Raw genomic sequence first — 22,043 nt, forward strand, 5'->3', positions numbered from 1 at the left:
CGAGGTGTGGGGGACCCTTTTACCGTGCGCCGTGCCCTCATAGTCGACGACGACCCGTCACTCACCGAGGCTCTTCGCCGCTCGCTGCGGGGGTGGGGTTTCAATTTCGTTGAAATAGCCTATTCCGGTGGCTCGGCGCTGGCGCTCCTGTCCCACGGCCACTACGAGTTGGTCCTCCTCGACGTCCATTTCGACGGCGACTGGCGGGCGGTGCTCGCCGCCGCGCAGGCGTCGGATCCACCGGCCGCCGTGCTCATGATGTCGGGGGTGGGGGACATCAAGACGGCCGTAGAGTCGCTGCGGCTCGGCGCCTCCGATTTCATCGAGAAGCCGATCGAGCCCTCCGTGCTTCGCGTTCGTCTGGACCGAGCGGTCGGCGCCGCAGGCCGGCCGCCGGCGGAGCCGTCTTCGCAACGTGGACGCGGCGAGGCCAAGCCACCTCCTTCGCATTCCCGCGTGCACTCGGCTCGCGTCCGCGAGCGCATCTCCGAGCGCGTCTCCGATCGAGATCCGACGAGCGCCGTCATGAAGAGCACGCTCGCGCTCGCCGATCGGGTCGCCTCGACGCCGGCGTCGTCGGCGCTCATCGTCGGCGAGAGCGGCGTGGGGAAGGAGGTCCTCGCGGCGCGGATTCACGAGAGGAGCGCGCGGCGCGAGGGGCCGTTCGTTCGCGTCAACCTGGCGGCGATCCCCGCGACCGTGATCGAAGCCGAGCTCTTCGGGAACACGCGCGGCGCCTTCACCGACGCCAAACGCGATCGCGTCGGCTACCTCGCCTCCGCCGACGGCGGCACGATCTTGCTCGACGAGATCGGCGAGTTCCGACTCGATCTGCAGGCCAAGCTGCTGCGTGCGATCGAAGAGCGGCGCTTCTACCCTGTCGGCTCCGATCGCGAGCGGGCGATCAACGTGCGGATCCTCGCGGCGACGAACCGCGACCCGGACGATCTCGTCCAGGCGAAGATCCTCCGCGCGGATCTCTTCTATCGGCTTGGGACCCTCATCCGGATCCCTCCGCTCCGCGAGCGCATCGACGAGGTGATCCCCCTCGCGAACGAGTTCGTCGCGCATTTCTGCCAGGAGTTCGGGCGCTCTCCGTGCCGGCTCGGCGAGGAAGCGACGGAGGAGCTCCTTCGCCACGCGTGGCCGGGCAACATCCGTGAGCTTCGGAACGTCATCGAGCGCGCGGTGATGATGTGCGAAGGCGATACGATCGGGCCCGGCCTCATCGAGCCCACGACGAAGCCTCGCCACGGCGTGCCGCCGCTTCAGCTGCGGGACGCGCGTGGGCGATCCGTCGACGAGGTGGAGCGCGAGCACATCCTGCGCGTCCTCAAGCTCGCCGGCGACTCGAAGTCGGCCGCGGCGCATCTCCTCGGTGTCTCGCGCTCGACGCTCTACGAGAAGATGAAGCGCTACGGCATCGAGCGCTGAACGTGGAGACCGGCGCCCGACCTCGAACGGCGCAACTCGAAGCCGCGGCCCGCTCTCGCTCGCTTCCTCGCCGCGCGCCGCGTGTCGCGCCGAGTCCTCCGTAGGTGCGCGCGGTCGTGAACGTTGGGGCTAGCGTCGCTTCTTCGTCGGCTTTGCGGGCGGGAGATCCGCTGCGCGCGTGATGGGCATCGGGGCGGCGCTGGGGGGTGGGGCGGCTTCGAGCGGCGGGACGATCGACGCGGGGGCGGGGGGCGTTGCGTCGGTCGTCGCGGTCGTCTCGTTGGTCGCGTTCGTCTCGGTGAAGACGACGGGCGGGGCGGAGACGGCGGCGCTGCGCGACGTCTGCGCGATGCGGGCGCCCTCGGTTCCGATGAGGACGAGCAGCGCGACGGAGATCGCGGCGGTCGCGACGCCGAGGATGCGGACCGCGCGGCGGCGCGAGAAGCCCGGCGACGGTCGCGGCGCGATGACGGTCGGGAGATCGCGGCTGATGCTGTGCTTCCGCGAGCGCTTGCGGGCGCGCGGCGCGAGGTCGCGCACCGCCGGCGCGAGCTCCGCGAGCGGGACGGGCGGCGTGGGGAACGCGCTTTGCGGGTACGCGCCGGAGGCGATCACCGTCGTCGACATCGCCGAGCGATGGCGACGCATCGCGACGCGATCGCCTGCGAAGTCGGGATCTTTGGCGAACGTGGTCAATGCGTCGGCGAGATCGATCGCGCGGTATGCGCCGCGCGCCAGCACCGCGCGCAGGTCCGCCGGGACGCGACCGGCGAGCATCGTGTCGATGAGCTTCGCGATCGAGCGGACGTCGTCGCGCGGCTGCACGTCGGACACGCTCCCGATGCCGGCGAGCTGCACGTCGACGAGGCCGGAGGCCGACCACGCGAGGTACACGTTGCTCGCGTCGATCGCGCCGTGCGCGAGCCCGTACCCGTTCGCCTCCGCGACCGCGTCGCACACGCCGAGCGCGACTTCGATCGCGTCGTGGGTGGTGAGGGGGCCCTTCCGCGCGAGGTGGCGGCGCAGGCTGCTGCTCGCGACGTGCTCGCGCGCGATCCACGCCGCGCCCTCGGCCGTGTCGCCGACGTCGAGGACGCGAACGACGTGCGCGCCCGTGAGGTCCCTCGCGCGCCGCGCCCCCGCCACCGCAGCGCGCGGAACGAACGAGATATGCACGCGTTTTCCGTCCCGAAGGTCCGTGGCCGCGTAGCCGTCCTCCGCGGGTCCCTCGATGAGGTACCTCCCGTCGAGCAGCTGTCCTTCCCGGTCACGCGCCATCGTCAGGTAAGGTTAGGTAGCACATGTAGGCGCGGGTGGTAGCCCCAATCCCAACATTTCTGACTCTCTCGCCGGACCGGGAGTTGGGTGGTGGACTCGGGGATGACGCGATGGCTGGGACGTGGGCGTGATGCGGAGCGAAACGGCAGATCCTCGCGACGCCGCATACCGAAGGCGTCACGGCGTGCTGGAGAGTCGTGCGCGCCTAAGTAAAGAACACATAGCCGCTGCACCACCGCCGCCGCTGGCGTCCTCGCGTTACTTCTTCGCGACGAGCGCCTTCACCGCGGGCGTGATGCGGGTGAACCACTCGCGCGGCGGGTCGGGCTGGCGCTCGATGCCGATGACGACGTGCTGGATCTCGCCGTCCTCGACGAGGAAGAGCGGGCCGCCGCTGTCGCCGCCGGACGAGTAGTACTCGCTGCCGAGGCCCGTCGTGTAGCCGTGCGGCGTGCCGTCGAAGACCGTGAGCGGCGTCGACTTCACGAGCGGCGCGTTGCGCTCCTGCCACTGGCGGCCGACCGCGACCGCGGTGAGCGTCTCGTCGCCGAGCTCTCCGACGTCGCGGAGCTCCGGGTAGTGCTCGATCTCGATCGGGGTCGCGAGCGTCAGCACCGCCGCGTCCTCCTTCCAGACCTCCTCGTTGAACGCGCGCGAGCTCACGACCGAGCCGAGCTTCGTCGCGTTCGACTGCGGGCGGCCCGGCGCGTACGGCGCCTTCACCACGAACGTCGTGCCGCCCATGCAGTGCGCCGCGGTGAGCACGCGCGTCGGGGAAACCAGCACGCCCGTGCAGTAGTCCTGCGCGCGGTTGTTCACGAGGACCTGGACGACCTCGGGGAGCCCGGTCGGCTCGCCGTCCTGCTTGCCGCCGATGACGGCGGACTCGGTCGAGCCCTGCTCCTCGGCCTCCAGCGCCGGTGCCGCGCAGGCGACGGTGGTGGCGATCCCGAGGACGAGGGCGATGCGGGCGAGCATGCCTACATGTCATCCAAGACGTGTGCCGATGTAGGCGCATAGCGATTTCAGAGAGTTGCGATTCCGTGTGGGCTGGATTCGGCCGCCACGGGTGGATCCTGGATCCAGCGGCTCGTCGGCAGCCGCTTCTCGCGGGCGGACGGGAGAAGTAGAGGAGGGGCCATGAAGCGCATCCTTCTGGCCGCTCCTCTCCTCTTGTCCATGTCCCTCGCGTGCGGGTCCGATCCGCCGCCGCCGCCTGCGCCGCTGCCGCCGCCGGAGCCCACCGTCGCTCCGCCGCCGACCACGCCGCCGGTCGAGGCGAAGCCCGCCGAGCCGACGCCGGAGGAGAAGAAGAAGCAAGAGCAGATCGCGGCGCTCGAGAAGGACCGCGCCAAGATGAAGGCCGACCTCGAGAAGGAGAAGGCGCGCTGGACGCCCGAGCTCAAGGCCGAGGCGACGAAGCTGGCGGACAAGGCCTACCCGAACGGCAAGGACGCGATCAAAGCGGCCGTCGCGGCGAAGACGCGGAAGCCCGAGAACGCGGCGCGCGACAAGTACCGGCACCCGGTCGAGACGCTCGACTTCTTCGGCTTCAAGCCGACGATGACGGTGCTCGAGTACAGCCCGGGCGAGGGCTGGTACACGGAGCTCCTCGCGCCCGCGCTCGCGAAGAAGGGCAAGCTCGTCGCGACGAACGGCGATCCGAACGGGCCCGCGCTCGAGCGCAGCACGTTCTACGCCGAGCGGTTCAAGTCGTTCCTCGAGACGTCGCCCGAGCTCTACGGCAAGGTCGAGACGCAGCTCGTCGACGGCAAGAACCCGGACGTCGCGCGCGAGAACCAGTTCGACATGGTCCTCGTGATGCGCGCGCTCCACGGCATGGTGAACCAGGGCAAGCTCGACGCGTGGCTCGCCACCTTCCACAAGAGCCTCAAGAACGGCGGCGTCCTCGGGATCGAGGAGCACCGCGCGCCGGAGGGCTCGAACGCGGAGGAGATGGCGAAGAAGGGCTACCTCCCGGAGAAGTGGACGATCGAGAAGATCGAGGCCGCGGGCTTCAAGCTCGCCGGAAAGGCCGAGATCAACGCGAACAAGGCGGACACGAAGGACCACCCCGACGGCGTGTGGTCGCTCCCGCCCACGCTGAAGGGCGGCGACAAGGACCGCGAGAAGTACACGGCGATCGGCGAGAGCGATCGCATGACCCTCAAGTTCACGAAGGTCGTGAAGAAGTAGCCGATGAGCGAGGGGGAGCACGAGAGCGAAGAGCACAAGCCGTACATCCCCGCCGACGAGGTCATCGCCGAGTTCACGCTCAAGGCGATCCTCATCGGCGCGGTGTTCGGCGTCATCTTCGGCGCCGCGACGGTGTACCTCGCGCTCAAGGCAGGGCTCACCGTGTCGGCGTCGATCCCGATCGCGGTCCTCTCGATCTCGCTCCTCCGCCGCCTCGGCGGCTCCACCATCCTCGAGAACAACATCGTCCAGACGATCGGCTCCGCCGGCGAGTCGATCGCGGCCGGCGTCGTCTTCACGCTCCCCGGCTTCCTCTTCCTCTCGCGCGACACCGGCACCGGCGTCAGCGTCGGCGAGCACTACTTCTCGTACTGGACCATCTTCACGCTCGCGCTCCTCGGCGGCGCGCTCGGCGTCATGATGATGATCCCGCTCCGGCGATCGCTCATCGTCAACGAGCACAAGAACCTCCCGTACCCGGAGGGCACCGCCTGCGCGCAGGTGCTCATCGCGGGCGAGAAGGGCGGCAAGCTCGCCGCGGTCGCGTATCGCGGCGTGCTCTTCGCGTTCGTCTACGCGCTCCTCCAGAAGGTCGTGAAGGTCATCGCGGAGACGCCCGCGCTCGTCACGCAGCAGACGAACAAGTACTTCCCGAGCGCGACGCTCAACGGCGAGATCACGCCCGAGTACCTCGGCGTCGGCTACATCGTCGGCCCGCGCATCGGCGGCGTGCTCGTCGCCGGCGGCGTCCTCGCGTGGCTCGCGCTCATCCCCTTGCTCGCGTCGCTCGTCCCCGCCGACGCGATCGCGCTGCAGCTCGTGAAGCTCGGCTACCTCGCCGACGTCGCGACGAAGGGCGGCAAGGGCGGCTGGGATCCGGAGACCCACACGTTCGGCAACACCGCGGTCGCGATCTACTTCGCGTACGTGCGTCAGATCGGCGCCGGCGCGGTCGCGGCTGGCGGGTTCATCACGCTGCTGAAGACGCTCCCCACCATCGTGTCGTCGTTCAAGGAGAGCGTCGCGGCGCTGCGGAAGGGCGTGAGCGCGGCCGCGCAGAAGCGCACCGAGCGCGATCTGCCGATCACGTACGTCGTGGTCGGCTGCGGCGTGCTCGTCCTGACGATGGCGATCCTGCCGTTCCTCCCCGGCACCGGGCTCTTCTCGAAGCTCGTGCTCGGGATCTTCATCGTCGTCTTCGGCTTCTTCTTCGTCACCGTCTCGAGCCGCATCGTCGGCATCATCGGCTCGTCGTCGAACCCGATCTCGGGCATGACGATCGCGACGCTCATGGCGACGAGCCTCGTCTTCGTCGGCGTCGGCTGGACCGGCGACGTGTACCAGCCGATGGCGCTCTGCGTCGGCAGCATGGTCTGCATCGCCGCCGCGAACGCGGGCGCGACGTCGCAGGACCTGAAGACGGGCTACCTCGTCGGCGCGACGCCGCGCTTCCAGCAGCTCGGCCTCGTCATCGGCTGCGTCACCGCCGCCGCCGTCATCGGCGTCACGGTGCAGGTCCTCGACCACCCCTCCGCCGAGCAAGCGGCGCAGGGCATCACGCACGCGATCGGCACCGAGAAGTTCCCCGCCCCGCAGGGGACGTTGATGGCGACGCTCATCAAGGGCCTCCTCGCGTTCAACCTCGATTGGAACTTCGTCCTCGTCGGCGCGTTCCTCGCGATCACGATGGAGCTCTGCGGGATCCCGTCGCTCTCGTTCGCGGTCGGCGCGTACCTCCCGCTCTCGACGACGGCGCCGATCTTCGCCGGCAGCGTGATCAAGGGCTTCGCGGACTGGGCGGGGAAGAAGAAGGGCGAGGAGAAGAGCGCGGAGGACGAGGAGCTCGGGCCGGGGAACCTCTTCGCGACGGGCCTCGTCGCGGGCGGCGCGATCGCGGGCGTCGTCGTCGCGATCTTCTCGGCGAAGGACTCCTGGGCGGAGGGCCTCAAGGCGCTCAGCATCGAGCATTCGCTCGTCGCCGCGCTCGGCCCCAAGGGCTACGAGGCGCTCGGCGCGCTCTGTTTCGCGGGGATGGCGGCGGTCCTCTACAAGGTCGCGCGGAGCAAGGTCTCCGCGTAAGCTCGGGCGCCAATGGGTTACACGCGCCTCGGTCTCGTCGCTGCTGCTCTCGTCCTCGTCGTCGCGTGCGACGAGAAGAAGGAGGCGACGCCCACCGCCACGTCCGCGTCGGCGGTGGCGTCGGTCGTCGTTCCGCCGCCGCCGCCGCCCGAGACCGCGTCGGCCGCGCCGTCGGCCGCTCCGTCGGCGTCTGCGGACGGGAGCTCGCAGCTCGTGAGCGGCGAGCCGGACGATCGCATCGTCACGGTGAAGGATCCGAGCAAGGACGCGACCGTCTCGGTGAAGGTCGCGCCCGCCGGATCGCTCACGCTCTTCCTCCCGGATTACCCCGGCACGGTGTGGGCCTTCGAGAAGGCGGACGGCTCCGTCGGCAAGCCGAAGGAGGAGGTCATCCCCGGCTTCGCGCCGAAGACCAACGGCCACCAGTTCAAGTGGACCGGCGTGAAGGCCGGCAAGTCGACCGCGACCTTCGGCAACAAGAAGGCCGGCGACAAGACCGCGAAGCCGACGCAGACCTTCACCCTGACGATCGACGCGAGCTGACGCAGGCTCCGGGCGCTACTTCGGACCGGTGCAGAACACGGCCTTCACGAGGCCCTTGTCGTTGTCGGGATCGCACTGCGTGATCGCGCCGTCGTCGTTCGGGATCACGGTCACGTCGACGCCGGGGCCGGAGGAGGGCGGCGCGCCCCACGTGCATTTCACCGACTCGCACGCGCCGGGCTGGAGCACGTTCGCCGTCTTCGCGCCGCAGGCCTTCGTCGTCCCGACGTAGAAGCCGACGCTCACGCCGGCGCCGATCGGCGCGGTGCCGCGGTTGCAGACCGGGGTCGCGAGCTCGGCCGCCGAGCCGTTGCACGCGAACGCGGCGGAGACCTGCGAGGTGAGGTCGCCGATGTCGGTCGCGTTCTGCGTGCCGGGGACGTTCTGGCGGAAGTTGTTGAGGCCCGGCTGCGTCCAGTTCGTCGCCCACGCGCTGGTCTTCGGGATCGTGCCGTCCTCGGAGACGTTGGTGACGGCGTACGCGTGCTGGTTCCAGATCGATCGCGAGCGGACCCACTGATCGTTGGCGTCTTCGTAGACGCGAATGCCTTGCGTCGCCTTCGGGTGGTTCGCGCGGCAGGTCTTGCCGCTGCCGGGTGTGCCGGCCGGCGGATCGGCGCACTGCGTTCCGAAGAGCTCGCACGCGGCGACGTCGCGATCGGCGCAGCACTCCGCGCTCGTCGTGCAGCGGCAGAGGCCGCTCACGCAGGAGCCGCTGACGCAGTCGGTGTTCGCGAGGCAGCGAAGGCCGGCGAACTGCGAATCGATCCGCGTGCCGGGCTCGAGCTGTCCGCGGTCGGGCGTCGCGTCGGTCGCGAGGCAGGGGCGGCCTTGTCCGATCTCACCGCAGGCGGTGTTGCTCGGGACGACGAGCTCGGCGCGGAAGTCTCCGTCGACGTCGGCGACGATCGGGTTCTCGTTCCAGGTGCAGGAGGAGCGGTAGCGCGAGAAGAGGACGGTGCCGTCGGTGCCGGAGTAGACGCGGGTGAAGCACTCGTCGGCGTAGACGACCTCGGCCTTGCCGTCGGCCTCGAAGTCGAAGACGGAGCTGCCGGTGACGTTGGAGGAGATGTCCTGCGTCGCGCGGGACCAGAGGATCTTGTCGGGGCACGCGCCGCCGCTCACGTGATCGCAGTGCGCGCGGTCTTCGCATTTGCCGCCCGGGCGCGGCGTCGCCTGGCAGTCGGGATCGAAGACGGTGTAGAAGGCCTCGCCCGCAATCCCGATTTCGGGCAGCCCGTCGCCGTCGAAGTCGGCAATCGTGGGCGGGCCTCCGCCGCCGCCGGGGACCGGGAGCGTCATGCCCATGAAGACGCTGTGGTCGGTCTTGAACACGGAGACGGAGCCGCCCGCCGCGACCGCGATCTCGGGGACGGCGGTGACGCCGGGCGCGGGGTCGAAGTCGGCGACGGCGGCCCAGCCCGGCGGGCTCGACGTCGTCTGATCGTAATAGGTCTCTTCGACCCAGGCGTTCGCGGCGCCGTCGAACTCCCAAATACGCGCGCCGTTCGTCATTTCGATCTTCGGATCGGCGTCGAGGTTCGCGAGGACGGGGTGCATGCCCTGGCGGTACGTCGCGTAGTTCGCCGGCGGCGCGGCGCGGAGGCGGCCCGTCGCGCCGTCGAACACCCAGCCTTCGCGGATGATCTCCGGAATGCCGTCGTCGTCGAGGTCGTGAATGCTCGGCGAGGCCCAGTTGTTCTTTCCGAAGTTCAGGCCGGCCGTCGTGTTCACGGCGGGGACGTCCGCGGTGAAGACGGTCACGCCGTTCGTCTGGGTCGCCTTCTTCGTGAGCCAGAGCGGCTCCCACGTCCCGCTCTTCCGCGTGAAGGCCATCATCGTCTCGGTGACGGTGTTCTCGGCGGTGGTGAAGGCGACGATGTCGGGCAGTCCGTCGCCGTCGAGATCGCCGATCGCGGGGACGGCGGAGGAGCGGAACCAGTCGGTCTGCCCGTCGCCGTCGAGATCGACGCCGCCGAGGACGGCCTCTTGCGTGCAGTCGGTCCCGCGGAGGATGCGGAGGACGCCGAGGTGCTCCGTGTATTGCCCCGCGTCCGGCTTCACCGGCACGGTGAAGGGCGCGACGATGCTCGGCGGCGTCGGCAGCGCGCCGAAGCGCACGACGAGCGGCGTCGTCTGGACGTCGACGTGGTTCGGGAAGGGATCGCCGGGGATCGGGATCGCGCTCGGGAACTCGCATTTCGTCTTCGGCGCGAAGTTGCCGGGGACGACGATGCGGCGGCACTCGCTGTTGCTGGCGCCGGGCTGGAACGGAACGCACTGCCTCGTGAGCGGATCGCAGTACGTGTCGTACTGGCACGTGCCGGAGTCGGGCCCCGCGTCGGGTCCGCAGCTCGCTTGCGGCGGCGGCGTGACGTTCACGTCGTCGGGCGGACCGACCGGCGCGTCGGTCGGGGTGAAGCCGCCGGAGCTCGAGCTCGTGTTCCCGTCCGGGCCGGCGTCGGGATCGACGAAGGCGGAGTCGGCGGAGCTCCCGCATCCGGCCGCCCACGCGACTCCGAGGGCGACGGCGCACAGCGCCGCGAAGGTCTTTCGCTGCATGCGCCCGATGCTATCAGTCTATTTGGCTGTCCTTCGGCTCGCCGAGCAGGAGGCGGTTCTTCGGGGTGATCGCGGCGGGCACGAGCTGGGTGTGGACGGCGTAGCCGCGCTCGGCGAGGCGGCGCGCGCGCGTCGCGTCGATCGCGAGCGGCAGGTCGACCCATCCCGCGAGGCCGCCCGCGTCGCAGGTCTCCTCGTCGTGGCAGCAGGGCAGGACCGCGACGCGCGCCCGCGCCGCCGCCGCGGCGTCGAGGACCGCGTCGGTCAACGCGCCGCAGGCGTGGGACGACACCACGACGTCGCCGGACGCGAGCTGGACCTCGGCGATCGGGCGCTCTTCGAACGTGACGCGACCCGCGAGGCGCGGCCACTCCGCGACGAGCGCCTCCGCGAGGCGGCCTGCGCTCTTCGGGATCCGCTTGTCGACGGAGAGCGCGGACGGCGACGTGTCGTCGAGGAGCAGCATGAGGAACGCGACGAGCCCGTGGCCGCAGGCGAGGTCGACGACGCGGCCGCCGCGGAAGCGCCGCCGCGTGCGCCGCGCGACCTCCCACGACTCGTAGAGCTCCTTGCGCGGGAGCGCGGAGGTGGAGCACACGACGCGCCCGATCCGATCGAAGAGCGTGCTCCCCGCGAAGTGGTGCGCGCTCGTCGGCTTGAGGCGGACGCGGCTCGACGGATCGAAGGCCATTCAGGGGGGAGGGGCGTCGACTTTGTGCGCGCCGGTGCCGGGCGGGTTCTGGTACCAGCCCGGATCGGCGTAGCTCGTGATGCCGGCGCGGACCTTCAGCACCGTGAACATGCCGCCCATCTCGATCGCGCCGAACGGGCCGGTGCCCGTCATCATCGGGAGCGTGTTCTTCGGGAGCCCCATCTCCATCATGTCGCCCATTCCCTTTTCGCCCATGGCCATGTACCCGGGGAGGAGACTCCGCACTTTGTCCTCGAGCGCGGGGGGCTGCGCGACGCCGATCATGTTGGGGATATCGTGGCTCATCGCGTTCATCGTGTGATGCGATTTGTGGCAATGAAATGCCCAGTCGCCCTCGACGTTCGCGACGAGCTCCACCGTCCGCGTCGACCCGACCGGCACGTTCACCGTCGTCTCGGGCCGGCGCGCGCTCTTCGGGACGACGCCGCCGTCGGTCCCGACCTCCTCGAAGGTGTAGCCGTGGACGTGGATGGGGTGGCTGTCCATCGACAGGTTGCCGAACGAGAAGCGGACGCGCTCGCCCTTCTTCACGACCCACGGATCGGTCCCCGGCCAGACGCGGCTGTTGAAGGTGAAGAGGTTGAAGTCGTTCATCACCATCGGGTTCGGCGTCGCGGTGCCGGGCTCGACGAACCACTCGCCGAGCATGACGACGAAGTGGCGGTCGACCTTCGGCACCTCCGGCACCTTCGGGTGGACGACGAAGAAGCCCATCATCCCCATCGCCATCTGGACCATTTCGTCCGAGTGCGGGTGATACATGTGGACGCCGTGCTGCCGGAGCGTGAACTCGTAGACGTAGGTCTCGCCCGGTTTGATGTGGTCCTGGTTGAGCCCGGCGACGCCGTCCTGGCCGTTGGGGAGGAGGATGCCGTGCCAGTGCACGCTCGTGCGCTCCGGCAGCTTGTTCGTGACGTAGAAGCGGACGCGATCGCCCTCGACCGCCTCGATCGTGGGTCCGGGCGAAGATCCGTTGTAGCCCCACGCATTGACGATCATGCCCGGCGCGAACTCGCGTTTGACCTGCTCCGCGGTGAGGCGAAACTCCTTTACGCCGTCTTTCATCACGTACGGCAGCGTCGAGCCGTTGGGGGTGACGACGGGGACGTACTGCTGCGCGAAGGCGGTCTTCGCGCAGAGCACGAGGATCAGGACGAGCAATCGAGGGAGGAGCTTCATGCGATTACCGTGGATTGTTCGGGGTGAGGCGAGAGCCGACGATGCGCTCGAGCTCGCTGCGCGCGATCCAGTAATCGCGGAGCGCGGCGATGGAGTCGGTATAGGCCGTGAACTCGGCCTGACGAGCCTGGAGGAGCTGGTAGACGCCGAGGAGCATCGCGTCGTATTGCTGCTGCGAATAACGGACGATGTCCTCGCGTAGTGGGATGATCGTCCGCGTGTAGTCGCTCACCGTCGCGCGGGCCGCGACGAGCTTGGCGCGGCCCGCGCGCACGTCGGCGCGGACGTCGACGGCGAGGGCCTGGAGCTCGTCGTCGGTGCGGCGGGCCATCGCCTCGAGCCGCGCGATCGCGCCCTGCCGCTGATCGAAGAGCGGGATCTCGAGCGCGACGCTCGGTCCGAACGAGTAGCGGCGGGTCTCGCGCAGGCGGCCGGCCTCGACCGCGACGTCGACCTTGCCGAACCAGCGCGTCGTCTTGGCGAGCGAGATCGCGGACGTGAGCGCCTGGAGGCTGCGCCGCCCCGCGGCGAGGTCGAGGCGCTCCCCCACCGCGCGCGCCTCGAGGTGCTCGAGCGAGGGCTCCTCCGGCGGGAGGTCGGGCAGCCGGCGCGGGAGCTTCCACGCCGTGCGCGGGCCCCACACCCCCATGTGTTTGTCGAGCTCGGTGCGGGCGACGGCGGCGTCGGTGACGGCGCGCCGGAGCGCGAGCGCCTGGTCGGCGGCGAGGGCGAGCTCGCTGCTCAGCGCGAGGTCGTTCATGTTGCCGGCCGCGTGCTGGCGGCGCGCGAGCTCGGCCGCGGTCTGCGACGCCTCGTTCAGGAGCGTGCTCACGGCCGCGGTCTGCTCGGCGGCCTGGGCCTCGTAGTAGGCCCGGCGGACGTCGGCGGCGAGGTCGATCACCTCGAAGGCGACGCGGAGCTTCGTCGCCTCGAGCTCGGTCGCCGCGACGCGCTTCTTCATCGGCAGCGTCACGACGTCGAGGAAGCTCTGCTCCACGCTCGCGAAGAGGTTCGGGACGATGTGCTCGCCGTCCCAGGCGGTCTTGCCGAAGCCGAAGACGGGGTTCGAGAGGAGCCCGGCCTGGACGAGGTCGGCCTGACCGATCGCGAGCTCCTCGAGGAGCGCGCGCACGCGCGGGCTCGCGAGGAGGGCGATCTGGACCGCCGCGTCGACGCCGAGCTCGCGCGCGAGGAGCGCGTCGATCGCCTTCTTCGCCTCGTCGTCTTCTTTCGTCTGCCGGTCCCATCGAAGGTCGTGTCCGATCCGCGCGCGTACGTCGTCGCGGACGTCCGCCGTCGCGCGGGTGGGCGTGGTCGACGCGCAGCCGGTGACCGTCGCGGCGAGGAGCAAGAGGCCGTAGGAGAGCGCGCGCATCACTTCTTCGGCGCGAGCGTCATCCCGCATTTCGGGCACTTCGTCGCGTGGTCGGCGGTCACTTCGGGGTGCATCGGGCACGCGTAGACGACGGGGCCGGCGTCGGCGGGCGCGACGGCGACGTTCAGCGCGGCGACGGGATCGACGCTCTCGGGCGCGGCCGGGTTCGAGGGATCGCGCGACGAGCTGGCGACGGGCGCCGGCGCGGGCGAGCACGCGGCGACCGCCATGGCGATCGCGACGAGCCATTCGAAGGAAGGGCGCATGAGACGGGCGGTATACCTCGCCGCCGCGGGGAGGGATGCAGGAATGCTCACGGCGCTGCCGACGCACGAGGTCGCAGGCTCTTACAGGGGTCGCGTCGAAAGTGCTAAGGGACATCGGAATGACGTCGTCGGCCGTCTCCGAGATGCTCGAACGCCGCGCGGAGCTCCTCCGTTTCGTGCGCGGCCGCGTCGAGAGCGACGCGGTCGCGGAGGAGATCCTCCAGTCCGCGCTCCTCCGCGGCGTCGAGCACGCGGCCGAGCTCCGCGCCGACGAGAGCGCGGTGGCGTGGATGTACCGCACGCTGCGGAACGCGGTCGTGGACCACTACCGCCGCCGCGACGCCGCCGGCCGCGCGCTCGAGGAGGTCGCCGCGGGCGCGACGGAGGCGAGCGACGACGTGCCGCCCGACGAGAAGCCGCGCGCGTGCGCGTGCGTTCGGAGGCTCGCGAAGGGCTTGAAGCCCGAGTACGCGCGGATGCTCGAGCAGGTCGACCTCGAGGAGCGATCGCTCGGCGAGGTCGCCGCGGAGGCGGGCATCACGACGAACAACGCGGCCGTCCGCCTCCACCGCGCCCGCGCCGCGCTGCGCGAGGCCGTCGTCGCGACGTGCAAGTCCTGCGCGACGCACGGCTGCGTCGACTGCACCTGCAAGCACGGCGTGTAAGCGCCGCCCCTCCCGCGCGTCAGCCCCGCCATGAAGACCGACCCCGTCTGCGGAATGAAGGTCGACCCCGCGAAGGCGAAGCACGTCCTCGAGCACGAGGGCGAGACGCATTTCTTCTGCAACCCACGCTGCAAAGACAAATTCGCCGCCAACCCCGCGAAGTACCTCGCGCCGCCCGCGCCGGAGGAGGACCTCGATCGGGGCCCCAGAAGCGGCCGCGAGAGCGGTCGCGAAGCGACCCAGTACACGTGCCCGATGCATCCGGAGGTGGTGCAGCTGGGTCCCGGTGCGTGCCCGAAGTGCGGGATGGCGCTCGAGCCGAAGGAGGTCACCGCGGAGGCGGGGCCGGACCCCGAGCTCATCGACATGCGGCGGCGTCTCGTCGTCGCCGCGGTCTTCACGGTGCCGCTCTTCGTCATCGCGATGGGCGGTCACTTCGTGCATGCGTTCCACGGCTCGCTGTGGACGTGGGTGCAGCTCGTGCTCGCGACGCCGGTCGTCCTCTGGTGCGCCGCGCCGTTCTTCGTCCGCGGCGCGCGCTCGATCCCGGCGCTCTCCCCGAACATGTTCACGCTCATCGCGCTCGGCGTCGGCGTCGCGTACGTGCACAGCCTCGTCGCCGCCCTCGCGCCGGGGGTCTTCCCGGCGCCGCCGGAGGTCTACTTCGAGACCGCGGCGATGGTGACGACGCTGGTCCTGGCCGGCCAGGTGCTGGAGCTCCGCGCGCGCCATCACACGGCGGAGGCGATCCGCGCCCTCCTCGCGCTGGCGCCGAAGACCGCGCGGCGCGTCGCCGACGACGGCACCGAGTCCGACGTCGAGCTCGTCGAGCTGCGCGAGGGCGACCGCGTGCGCGTGCGCCCCGGCGAGCGCGTGCCGGCCGACGGTGACGTCGTCGAGGGCGAGTCGGCGGTGGACGAGTCGATGCTGACGGGCGAGCCGCTTCCCGTCGAGAAGGCCGCCGGCGCGAGCGTGACCGGCGGCACGATGAACGGCGACGGCGCGCTCCTGGTCCGCGTGGCCCGCACCGGCAAGGACTCGACCCTCGCGAAGATCGTGCAGCTCGTCTCGCAAGCCGCGCGCTCGCGTGCGCGTGTGCAGCAGCTCGTGGACCGCGTCAGCGCGTACTTCGTGCCCGCCGTCGTCGCGCTCGCGATCGGGACCTTCATCGCGTGGCTCGCGCTCGGTCCCGAGCCGCGCTTCGCGCACGCCCTCGTGACGGGCATCGCGGTGCTCGTCATCGCGTGCCCGTGCGCGCTCGGCCTCGCGACGCCGATGTCGATCATGGTCGCGACCGGCGCCGGCGCCCGCGCGGGCATCCTCGTGAAGGACGCCGACGCGCTCGAGCGCCTGGCGCACGTCACGACGCTCGTCGTCGACAAGACCGGCACCCTCACCGCCGGCAAGCCCCGCGTCCACGAGGTCCTCCTCGCCCCGACCACCGACCGCGCGCGCCTCTTCACGCTCCTCCTCGCCGCCGAAAAGCAGAGCGAGCACCCGCTCGCCCGCGCGATCGTCGCGTACCTCACGGACCGCGCAGCGACCGCCGCCGACGCGGCGCGCGTCGAGGCGGTGCGTGGGAAGGGCATCGTCGCGGGCCCGCTCGTCTTCGGGACCGCCGCGTTGCTCGCCGACCGCGGCGTGACGATTCCCACAACCACGGTTGTGCAATCCACCAGCGAGGCCGGTCGCGAGGAGGCGCTCGACGCGGCGGTGGCGAGGCTGCGTGCGCGGGGGCTCACGGTGTCGTTCGCGGCGCTCGACGGCGCGTTCGCCGGAGTCGTCGCGATCGGCGACGCGCTGAAGCCCGGAGCGGAGGAGGCGCTCGCGGTCTTGCGGGGGCGTGGGTTGCGCGTCGTGATGCTCACCGGGGACGCGAAGGCGACGGCGCGGGCGGTCGCGCGGGAGGCGGGGTTCACCGACGCCGAGCTCGAGCGGGACGTCGTCGCCGAGGTGTTGCCGGCGGACAAGGTCGCGACGGTGGAGCGGCTCGAGAAGGAAGGCGCGATCGTCGCGATGGCCGGCGACGGCATCAACGACGCGCCGGCGCTCGCGCGCGCACACGTCGGCATCGCGATGGGTGACGGCTCCGACGTGGCGATCGCGAGCGCGCCGGTGACGCTCGTGAAGGGGGACCTCCGCGGCATCGCGCGGGCGCTCGATCTCGGTCGCGCCACCGCGAGCAACATCCGCCAGAACCTCGTGCTCGCGTTCGGGTACAACGTCGCGGCGCTGCCGCTCGCGGCGAGCGGCCGAATTGGGCCGATGATCGCTGCGGCGGCGATGAGCGTGAGCTCGGTCAGCGTCATCGCCAACGCGCTCCGCCTCCGCGGCCGGGTGCGCTAAGGAGAGGGAATGGGACAGCTCGTCGAAGGGAAGTGGCAAAAGGGTTGGTACGATCCCGACGCGAAGGGGGCGTTCCAGCGACCGAAGACGGTCTTCCGCGGCACCGTCGCGCCGGCGGACGTCGAGCGCGGTCGCTACCACCTCTACGTGGCCTACGCCTGCCCGTGGGCGCATCGCGCCATGATCGTTCGCGCGATGCGCGGCCTCGAGGACGCGATCGCGATGACGTTCGTCGACCCGCGCATGACCGACGAGGGCTGGTCCTTCGGGGGCGAGGGCGAGAAGGATCCGCTCTTCGACTACCCGTACCTGCGCGACGTCTACACGCGCGCGGATCGCAAGTACACCGGCCGCGTCACGGTGCCGGTGCTCTGGGACAAGAAGAAGGACACGATCGTCAACAACGAGTCGCGCGACGTGATCCGCATCCTCGACACCGCGTTCGACGCGCTCGCGGACGGCCCGTCGCTCGCGCCCCCCGACCTCGTGCCGCTCATCGATCAGCGCCTCGACGAGATCTACGACCCCTACAACAACGGCGTCTACCGCGCCGGATTCGCCGGCAAGCAAGAGGCGTACGACGAGGCGGTGCGCGACGTGTTCGCGACGCTGGATCGAATGGACGCGCTATTGGGCAATCAGCGCTTCCTCTGCGGCGAGACGATGACCGAGGCCGACGTGGCGTTCTTCACGACGTCACTCCGCTTCGACCTCGTCTACTACTCGCATTTCAAGTGCAACGTGCGCCGCATCCAGGACTACAAGAACGTCTGGCGCTTCGTACGTGAGCTCTATTCGCTCCCCGCCGTGAAGCGCACCTGCGACCTGAACCAGATCAAGCTCCACTATTACTGGAGCCAAACGACGGTGAACCCCTCCCGCATCGTCCCGCTCGGCCCGTCGCTCGATCTCTAAGCCGCCCATCCACCACCGACGAGGTGCGCCCGCGCGCGTTTGATGAGCCGGTCGATCTCGGCGAACGCCTCGCTCACGGCCTCGGCATCCGCATCCCACGCACGCTCGTAGTCCGCCAGCTCGCGGTACGTCGCTGCGCGGCCCACCGCAGCGATCTCGCTCGCGGTCAGGACGTTCGAGACATGTTGGCCGAGGAGGTGGGGAAGGGCGCGGTGACGTCGCGGCTCGACGCCGACGGTCAGAAGGAGCGCGACCATCGTGTGAAAGAGGGCGTAGTAGAGGCGGCTCAGGCAATCGTTGAAGAGGCCAGCGTCGCGCAGCATCACGGCAGCGCGGTACGCTTGGTCGGCGTGCGCCAGCTCCTTCGCGATCGCGGCGCGGCGATTCTCGTCGGTCAAAGGGAGATCCCTTCCGCGTCCAGGTCCTTCGCGAGGAGGCGCTCCGAGCGTCGTAGCTCGTCGAGCTTCTCCGTCGCCAAGATGAGCGGCGCGATCATGAGGCCGCTCGCGAGGGCGATCGGCGTCTCTGCGCCGGCCGTTCGCCAGTGCTCGGCCGGCGTGAGCCCGTCGATGACGACCAGCACGTCGACGTCGGAGTCCTCGTGGGCCTCACCCCGCGCGTAGGAACCGAACAACCGCACGTCACGGAGGCGCTCACCGAACATCCCGCGCAGGAGCTCGCGGTACTGCTCGAGCGGACCGCGCAGCGAGTCGGGGATCGGCATCTCACGAGCTTAGCGCAGCTACTACGCGTCAGGCGTCCCGGCGTCGAGGTTCGTCCGATCCTCGTCGCGTGAGACGTTGGCACCTCTAAAGGAGCCGCGTGCCGCTGATGACGAGGATGTCGACGGGGCGCGGGGTGCCGTCGTTGGCTTCGAGGACGACGATGGCGATGCCCGGCTTCACCGCGGTGACGAAGAGCTGCGTGCCGTCGCTCGACTTCGCGGTGGTGACGGCGTCGCCGGTCACGCTCGTGTCTTTCACGTCATCGAGCGGGAGCGGGAGCTGCTCGCCGACGGCGAGGGCCCGGCGCGCCGGCTCGTCGCTCGTGACGTCGACGTCGAGGTAGAACTCGTCGCCGGCCTGGATGCGGAGGTGCAGCGTCCCGCGTCCGGCCTTGCGCCCCAGCAGCGTGAGCGACTGCGTCGTGGCGTAGGCGCGGAAGAGGTCCGGCACGTCGGACTCGCACGAGACGACGTGCTCCGCCTCGAACGTCACGCTCCCGCCGACCGGCACGCTCGCCTGCGCGTGCGGCGTGTCCGCGGGCGGCTGCATCGACACCATCGTCACTGGCGGCCGCGCTCGGCGGTGCGTGCGGCAGGCGGGCATCGCGACCGCGAGGAGCCCGACGGCGATCCACATCCCGATCCGCGCCACGCCCCCATGAAAGCACGCGACAGCGTCGCCCGCGAAGTAGCGGCGTTCGCGAAGTGGCGGCGGGCTCGTGTCTGTGGAACAACGGGGGCGTGCGGGTTGGGCGGCGTCCTCTGGTCCTTGGTGCGTTCGCGGCGGCGGCGCTCGGGGGTGGGCGCGCCCGCGCCGACGACGAGGGCGAGAACGCCCGTGCGCGATGGCTCGCGGGGCTCGAGCCGCCGCGCGCGTTCGAGGCGAGCGCGGAGTGGCGCGCCTTCGCCCAGACCGAGACGGAGCGCTGGCAGGCGACCGCCCCGCGCATCAAGGCGATGGAAGACTGGTCGGCGCGCGAGCTCGCGAGCCTTCCGTTCGATCGGCCCGTCGTCTATCCGTTCGCGGGGCCCGACGCGCTCCACGCTGTCGCGCTCTTCGGAAAGGCGAAGCGCCTCTTCCTCGTCGGCCTCGAGCCCGTCGGCGCCTTGCCCGACGCCGCGCGCGCCCCCGCCGCCGGGTATTTCACGCGCCTCGGAGCGGCGCAGGCCGACCTCCATCGCCTCGGGTTCTTCCGCACGCAGGAGATGGCGTCGGACTTCGCGCGCGAGGGCGTCGTCGCCGCGCTCGCCGGCACGATCGCGCGGCTCGGCGGGAAGATCGCGAGCGTCCAGCTCGGCGCGACGCCGCCGTCGGCGCGGATCGACTGGATCAACAAGGCCGGCGAGGCGCGGCGCCTCGACTACGTCCAGACCGACCTCGCGAACACCGGCCTCAAGGCGCAGGCGCAGCTCGTCGCCGACATCCACGCGCTCGCGCCGTACGTCACGTTCCTCAAGGCGGCGATGTACCTGCTCGGCGAGGCCCGCTTCTCGTACCTCCGTCAGACGATCCTCGACGAGAGCGCCGTCGTGCTGCAGGACGACACCGGCGTCCCGCTCCGCTGCTTCGACGCGCGCTGGGCGATGCGCTTCTACGGCGCCTACGAGCCGCCGCCGCCGGCCTACGCCGACCGCGCCGAGAGCGACCTCAAGGTCGCGCTCGAGCACCGCAGCGTCGCCGCGCTCCCCTTCGGCTTCGGCTACCACGTGCAACCCGCGAAGGCGTGCCTCGTCGTCGCGACGAAAGGGAAATGAAGCTCCCGCGCCGCGCGCTCGTGCTCGGCGGCGCCGCGTCCCTCGTCGCCCGCCGCGCCGGCGCCGAGCCCGCGCTCGTCACGCTCGGCCGCTTCGCGACGTCGTACGCCTTCGACGCCGAGCACAAGGCGCGGGCGTCGAACGTGCAGCTCGCGGCGGAGGCGATCGACGGCAAGAAGGTCCCCGCCGGCGGCACCTTCTCGTTCAACGACGCCGTGGGCGAGCGCACCGCGGCGTTCGGGTACGCGAAGGCGCTCGTCCTCCGCGACGGGATGCTCGCGGAGGGAGCCGGCGGCGGCGCCTGCCAGGTCGCGTCGACGCTGCACGCCGCCGCCCTCCTCGCCGGCCTCGACGTCGCGCTCCGCGTCCCGCACTCGCGGCCCAGCGCTTACGTCCGGATGGCGCTCGACGCGACCGTCGCTTATCCGAAGATCGACCTGAAAATAGCCAATTCGACCGCGGACGAAGTCGGAATTGTCGCCCGCGCCGCCAACGGCAACATCGAAATACGGATTCAAGGCATTACGCGCCGCGACGTCACGCTGACGACGGAGGTCCTCGACCGCACCGCGATCCCGCGTACCTTCGAGCCCGATCCCAAGGTCGGCCCCGACGAGGCGCGCCGCACCGCGTTCGGGATACCCGGTTATCGCGTCCGCCGCGTGCGCACGCTCGTGCAGGACGACGGCACGCCGCGCCACGACGTCCGCATCGACACCTACGCCGCCGTCCCCGAGGTCCTGCGCGTCGCGCCCGGCTTCGACCACGCCCGCCTCGCGCCGCCGGAGGACGAGGAGCACGCCGCGATGGCGAAGGTCACGGTCACGACCGCCCCCACCGCGCTCCGCCCCGCCGCCGCGCAGCTCAAGCCGAGCACGCTCGTGACGCTCGACAACCGGACCTGAATCGGCAAGTAGATCAGCTAGGGCGTGCGTTCAGATCTCTGCGAACGCGGCACGCGCCGTGCCGATCGGCAGGAACATGCGCTTCGGCCAGCCGCTGTCCGTGATCGCAACAAAGTCGTACTTCGTGTAGAAGCGCTCGGCGTCCTCGTCCTTCGCGTCGACGATGATGCCCAGGCAGCCGAGGATGCTCGCGGCGTCCACGACCCGGCGCAAGGCGTCGATCAACAGCTTCTCGCCGAGTCGTCGTCCTTGGGCGCGATGGTCGATGGCGAGTCGCCCGATCAACGCGACGGGCATCGGGTACTTCGGGAGCTTCTTCTCCAGTATCTGCGCGACGTGCGCCGAGTCGGCGACGGCCATGCTCAGCGTGTAGAAGCCGAGCACGATGGGAAGCGTGGTTGGATCCTCGGCCCCCCGGCGCAATACGTAGGCGCGACCAAGGCCAGTAGCGTCGTTCGCCACGGCGTGCCGCGCGAAGTAGTCGTCGAGCGCGTGCTTGCCGCACGAGAAGCCGGACCTCGCGTCGGCGGGTTCGATCGGTGTCGTGACGTAAAGGGACTCGGCTTCGCTCATCTCGAGTGGCGCTTGGCGGCCGCTCGCAGGCGCGGGCTCGGCTGCGACGCAGCCTCAGTCAAGGCCTTCATCTTCGCAAGCGCTTCAGACGGGAGCTCGAGCTTCTCGGGCCTCTGCGCCCACTCGAGCGCCGCGAGCGTCGGCGTCGCGATCTCACACGCGGGCTGCGACGATGTCGGATCAAGCGTGACCAGCCGCCGCCCCCGGCGTACCTCGAGCACGGCCTTGAGGAAGAGAGCGAGCGCCTCGTCGACGATCTGGCTGCGGCTGAGCCCGAGCTCCTCCGCGAGCTGCACGATCGCGCTGCCACGGGTATCGGGAACGGTTGCTTCAAGCCGCATGGGAGCTCCTGTACCTCAATAGTGAGGTAAAATTGAGGGTAGGGCCGACCTGCATCCTTGGCAAGCTCGTCGTCAGTAGACGCTCACGGCTACGGCCGAGCTCGACGACGACGAGTCCCTGCCTTCGTGGGCCGAGATCCGTCAGGCGTTCGTTCGTGCGCCACTCCCGCGGCTCGTCCGAAGCGAATAGCAAGC

At 70.4% G+C, this 22,043-nt stretch carries 21 protein-coding genes; 9 read left to right on the forward strand and 12 right to left on the reverse strand.

Translation table 11 applies throughout. The features are described 5' to 3' along the window. The first annotated feature begins 24 nt into the window (after positions 1–24). Positions 25–1,434, forward strand: a complete 1,410-nt coding sequence (locus KF837_02600; GenBank protein MBX3226169.1) for a sigma-54-dependent Fis family transcriptional regulator — start codon at positions 25–27, stop codon at positions 1,432–1,434. A 129-nt stretch (positions 1,435–1,563) separates the two neighbouring features. On the opposite strand, the gene KF837_02605 is transcribed toward KF837_02600, so the two are convergent. Together KF837_02605 and KF837_02610 are read right to left on the reverse strand one after the other, a co-directional pair. Continuing rightward, the gene (locus KF837_02605; GenBank protein MBX3226170.1) at positions 1,564–2,712 is read right to left on the reverse strand and encodes a hypothetical protein; all 1,149 of its coding nucleotides are present in this window, start codon (positions 2,710–2,712) and stop codon (positions 1,564–1,566) included. A 258-nt stretch (positions 2,713–2,970) separates the two neighbouring features. Then, positions 2,971–3,690: a trypsin-like serine protease gene (locus KF837_02610; GenBank protein ID MBX3226171.1), complete on the reverse strand. Its 720-nt coding sequence runs from the start codon at positions 3,688–3,690 to the stop codon at positions 2,971–2,973. A gap of 162 nt (positions 3,691–3,852) precedes the next feature. Between KF837_02610 and KF837_02615 the strand changes: the two genes are divergently transcribed. Genes KF837_02615 through KF837_02625 form a run of 3 tightly spaced genes read left to right on the forward strand, consistent with a single transcriptional unit; the run spans position 3,853 to position 7,530 of the window. After that, entirely contained in the window at positions 3,853–4,908 is a 1,056-nt protein-coding gene (locus KF837_02615; protein MBX3226172.1) for a class I SAM-dependent methyltransferase, read from the forward strand. Between the two features lie 3 nt (positions 4,909–4,911). Next, positions 4,912–6,987 carry an oligopeptide transporter, OPT family gene (locus KF837_02620; GenBank protein ID MBX3226173.1) on the forward strand — a complete coding sequence of 692 codons (2,076 nt, stop codon included), beginning with the start codon at positions 4,912–4,914 and terminating at the stop codon, positions 6,985–6,987. A 12-nt stretch (positions 6,988–6,999) separates the two neighbouring features. Then, the gene (locus KF837_02625) at positions 7,000–7,530 is read left to right on the forward strand and encodes a hypothetical protein (GenBank protein ID MBX3226174.1); all 531 of its coding nucleotides are present in this window, start codon (positions 7,000–7,002) and stop codon (positions 7,528–7,530) included. 15 nt (positions 7,531–7,545) lie between these two features. Here the strand turns inward: KF837_02625 and KF837_02630 are convergent, their stop codons facing one another. From KF837_02630 to KF837_02650, 5 genes are read right to left on the reverse strand one after another with little or no spacing between them, the layout of a single operon-like run. Next, positions 7,546–10,092, reverse strand: coding sequence for a hypothetical protein (locus KF837_02630; GenBank protein MBX3226175.1), 2,547 nt, complete (start codon positions 10,090–10,092; stop codon positions 7,546–7,548). Positions 10,093–10,105: 13 nt separating this feature from the next. Beyond that, positions 10,106–10,783 (reverse strand): methyltransferase, encoded by a 678-nt coding sequence (locus tag KF837_02635; protein MBX3226176.1) that lies wholly within the window; start codon positions 10,781–10,783, stop codon positions 10,106–10,108. After that, positions 10,784–11,983, reverse strand: a complete 1,200-nt coding sequence (locus KF837_02640; protein MBX3226177.1) for a copper oxidase — start codon at positions 11,981–11,983, stop codon at positions 10,784–10,786. 4 nt (positions 11,984–11,987) lie between these two features. Then, positions 11,988–13,358, reverse strand: coding sequence for a TolC family protein (locus KF837_02645; protein MBX3226178.1), 1,371 nt, complete (start codon positions 13,356–13,358; stop codon positions 11,988–11,990). Continuing rightward, positions 13,358–13,624 carry a hypothetical protein gene (locus KF837_02650; protein ID MBX3226179.1) on the reverse strand — a complete coding sequence of 89 codons (267 nt, stop codon included), beginning with the start codon at positions 13,622–13,624 and terminating at the stop codon, positions 13,358–13,360. The genes KF837_02645 and KF837_02650 overlap by 1 nt, the downstream gene beginning before the upstream one ends. A gap of 35 nt (positions 13,625–13,659) precedes the next feature. Between KF837_02650 and KF837_02655 the strand changes: the two genes are divergently transcribed. The 3 genes from KF837_02655 to KF837_02665 are packed head-to-tail and all read left to right on the forward strand — an operon-like array spanning position 13,660 to position 17,550. Beyond that, the gene (locus KF837_02655) at positions 13,660–14,289 is read left to right on the forward strand and encodes a sigma-70 family RNA polymerase sigma factor (GenBank protein ID MBX3226180.1); all 630 of its coding nucleotides are present in this window, start codon (positions 13,660–13,662) and stop codon (positions 14,287–14,289) included. Positions 14,290–14,319: 30 nt separating this feature from the next. Beyond that, positions 14,320–16,635, forward strand: a complete 2,316-nt coding sequence (locus KF837_02660; protein MBX3226181.1) for a heavy metal translocating P-type ATPase — start codon at positions 14,320–14,322, stop codon at positions 16,633–16,635. Between the two features lie 9 nt (positions 16,636–16,644). After that, entirely contained in the window at positions 16,645–17,550 is a 906-nt protein-coding gene (locus KF837_02665; GenBank protein ID MBX3226182.1) for a glutathione S-transferase family protein, read from the forward strand. On the opposite strand, the gene KF837_02670 is transcribed toward KF837_02665, so the two are convergent. The 3 genes from KF837_02670 to KF837_02680 form a co-directional block, all read right to left on the reverse strand. Further along, positions 17,547–17,876 (reverse strand): HEPN domain-containing protein, encoded by a 330-nt coding sequence (locus KF837_02670; protein ID MBX3226183.1) that lies wholly within the window; start codon positions 17,874–17,876, stop codon positions 17,547–17,549. The genes KF837_02665 and KF837_02670 overlap by 4 nt on opposite strands. Before the next feature lie 68 nt (positions 17,877–17,944). After that, the gene (locus tag KF837_02675) at positions 17,945–18,274 is read right to left on the reverse strand and encodes a nucleotidyltransferase domain-containing protein (GenBank protein ID MBX3226184.1); all 330 of its coding nucleotides are present in this window, start codon (positions 18,272–18,274) and stop codon (positions 17,945–17,947) included. Between the two features lie 85 nt (positions 18,275–18,359). Continuing rightward, complete coding sequence (locus tag KF837_02680; GenBank protein ID MBX3226185.1) at positions 18,360–18,926, reverse strand: hypothetical protein; 567 nt, start codon at positions 18,924–18,926, stop codon at positions 18,360–18,362. An 89-nt stretch (positions 18,927–19,015) separates the two neighbouring features. Between KF837_02680 and KF837_02685 the strand changes: the two genes are divergently transcribed. Continuing rightward, complete coding sequence (locus KF837_02685) at positions 19,016–20,029, forward strand: hypothetical protein (protein MBX3226186.1); 1,014 nt, start codon at positions 19,016–19,018, stop codon at positions 20,027–20,029. After that, positions 20,026–20,934: a VanW family protein gene (locus KF837_02690; GenBank protein ID MBX3226187.1), complete on the forward strand. Its 909-nt coding sequence runs from the start codon at positions 20,026–20,028 to the stop codon at positions 20,932–20,934. Before KF837_02685 ends, KF837_02690 begins: the two co-directional genes overlap by 4 nt. A gap of 30 nt (positions 20,935–20,964) precedes the next feature. On the opposite strand, the gene KF837_02695 is transcribed toward KF837_02690, so the two are convergent. Beyond that, on the reverse strand, positions 20,965–21,507 hold the full coding sequence (locus KF837_02695; GenBank protein MBX3226188.1) for a GNAT family N-acetyltransferase: 543 nt from the start codon (positions 21,505–21,507) through the stop codon (positions 20,965–20,967). Then, on the reverse strand, positions 21,504–21,848 hold the full coding sequence (locus KF837_02700) for a hypothetical protein (protein ID MBX3226189.1): 345 nt from the start codon (positions 21,846–21,848) through the stop codon (positions 21,504–21,506). The genes KF837_02695 and KF837_02700 overlap by 4 nt, the downstream gene beginning before the upstream one ends. Positions 21,849–22,043 lie beyond the last annotated feature (195 nt).

It is taken from the genome of Labilithrix sp. (assembly GCA_019637155.1).
Lineage (GTDB): Bacteria > Myxococcota_A > Polyangia > Polyangiales > Polyangiaceae > Labilithrix.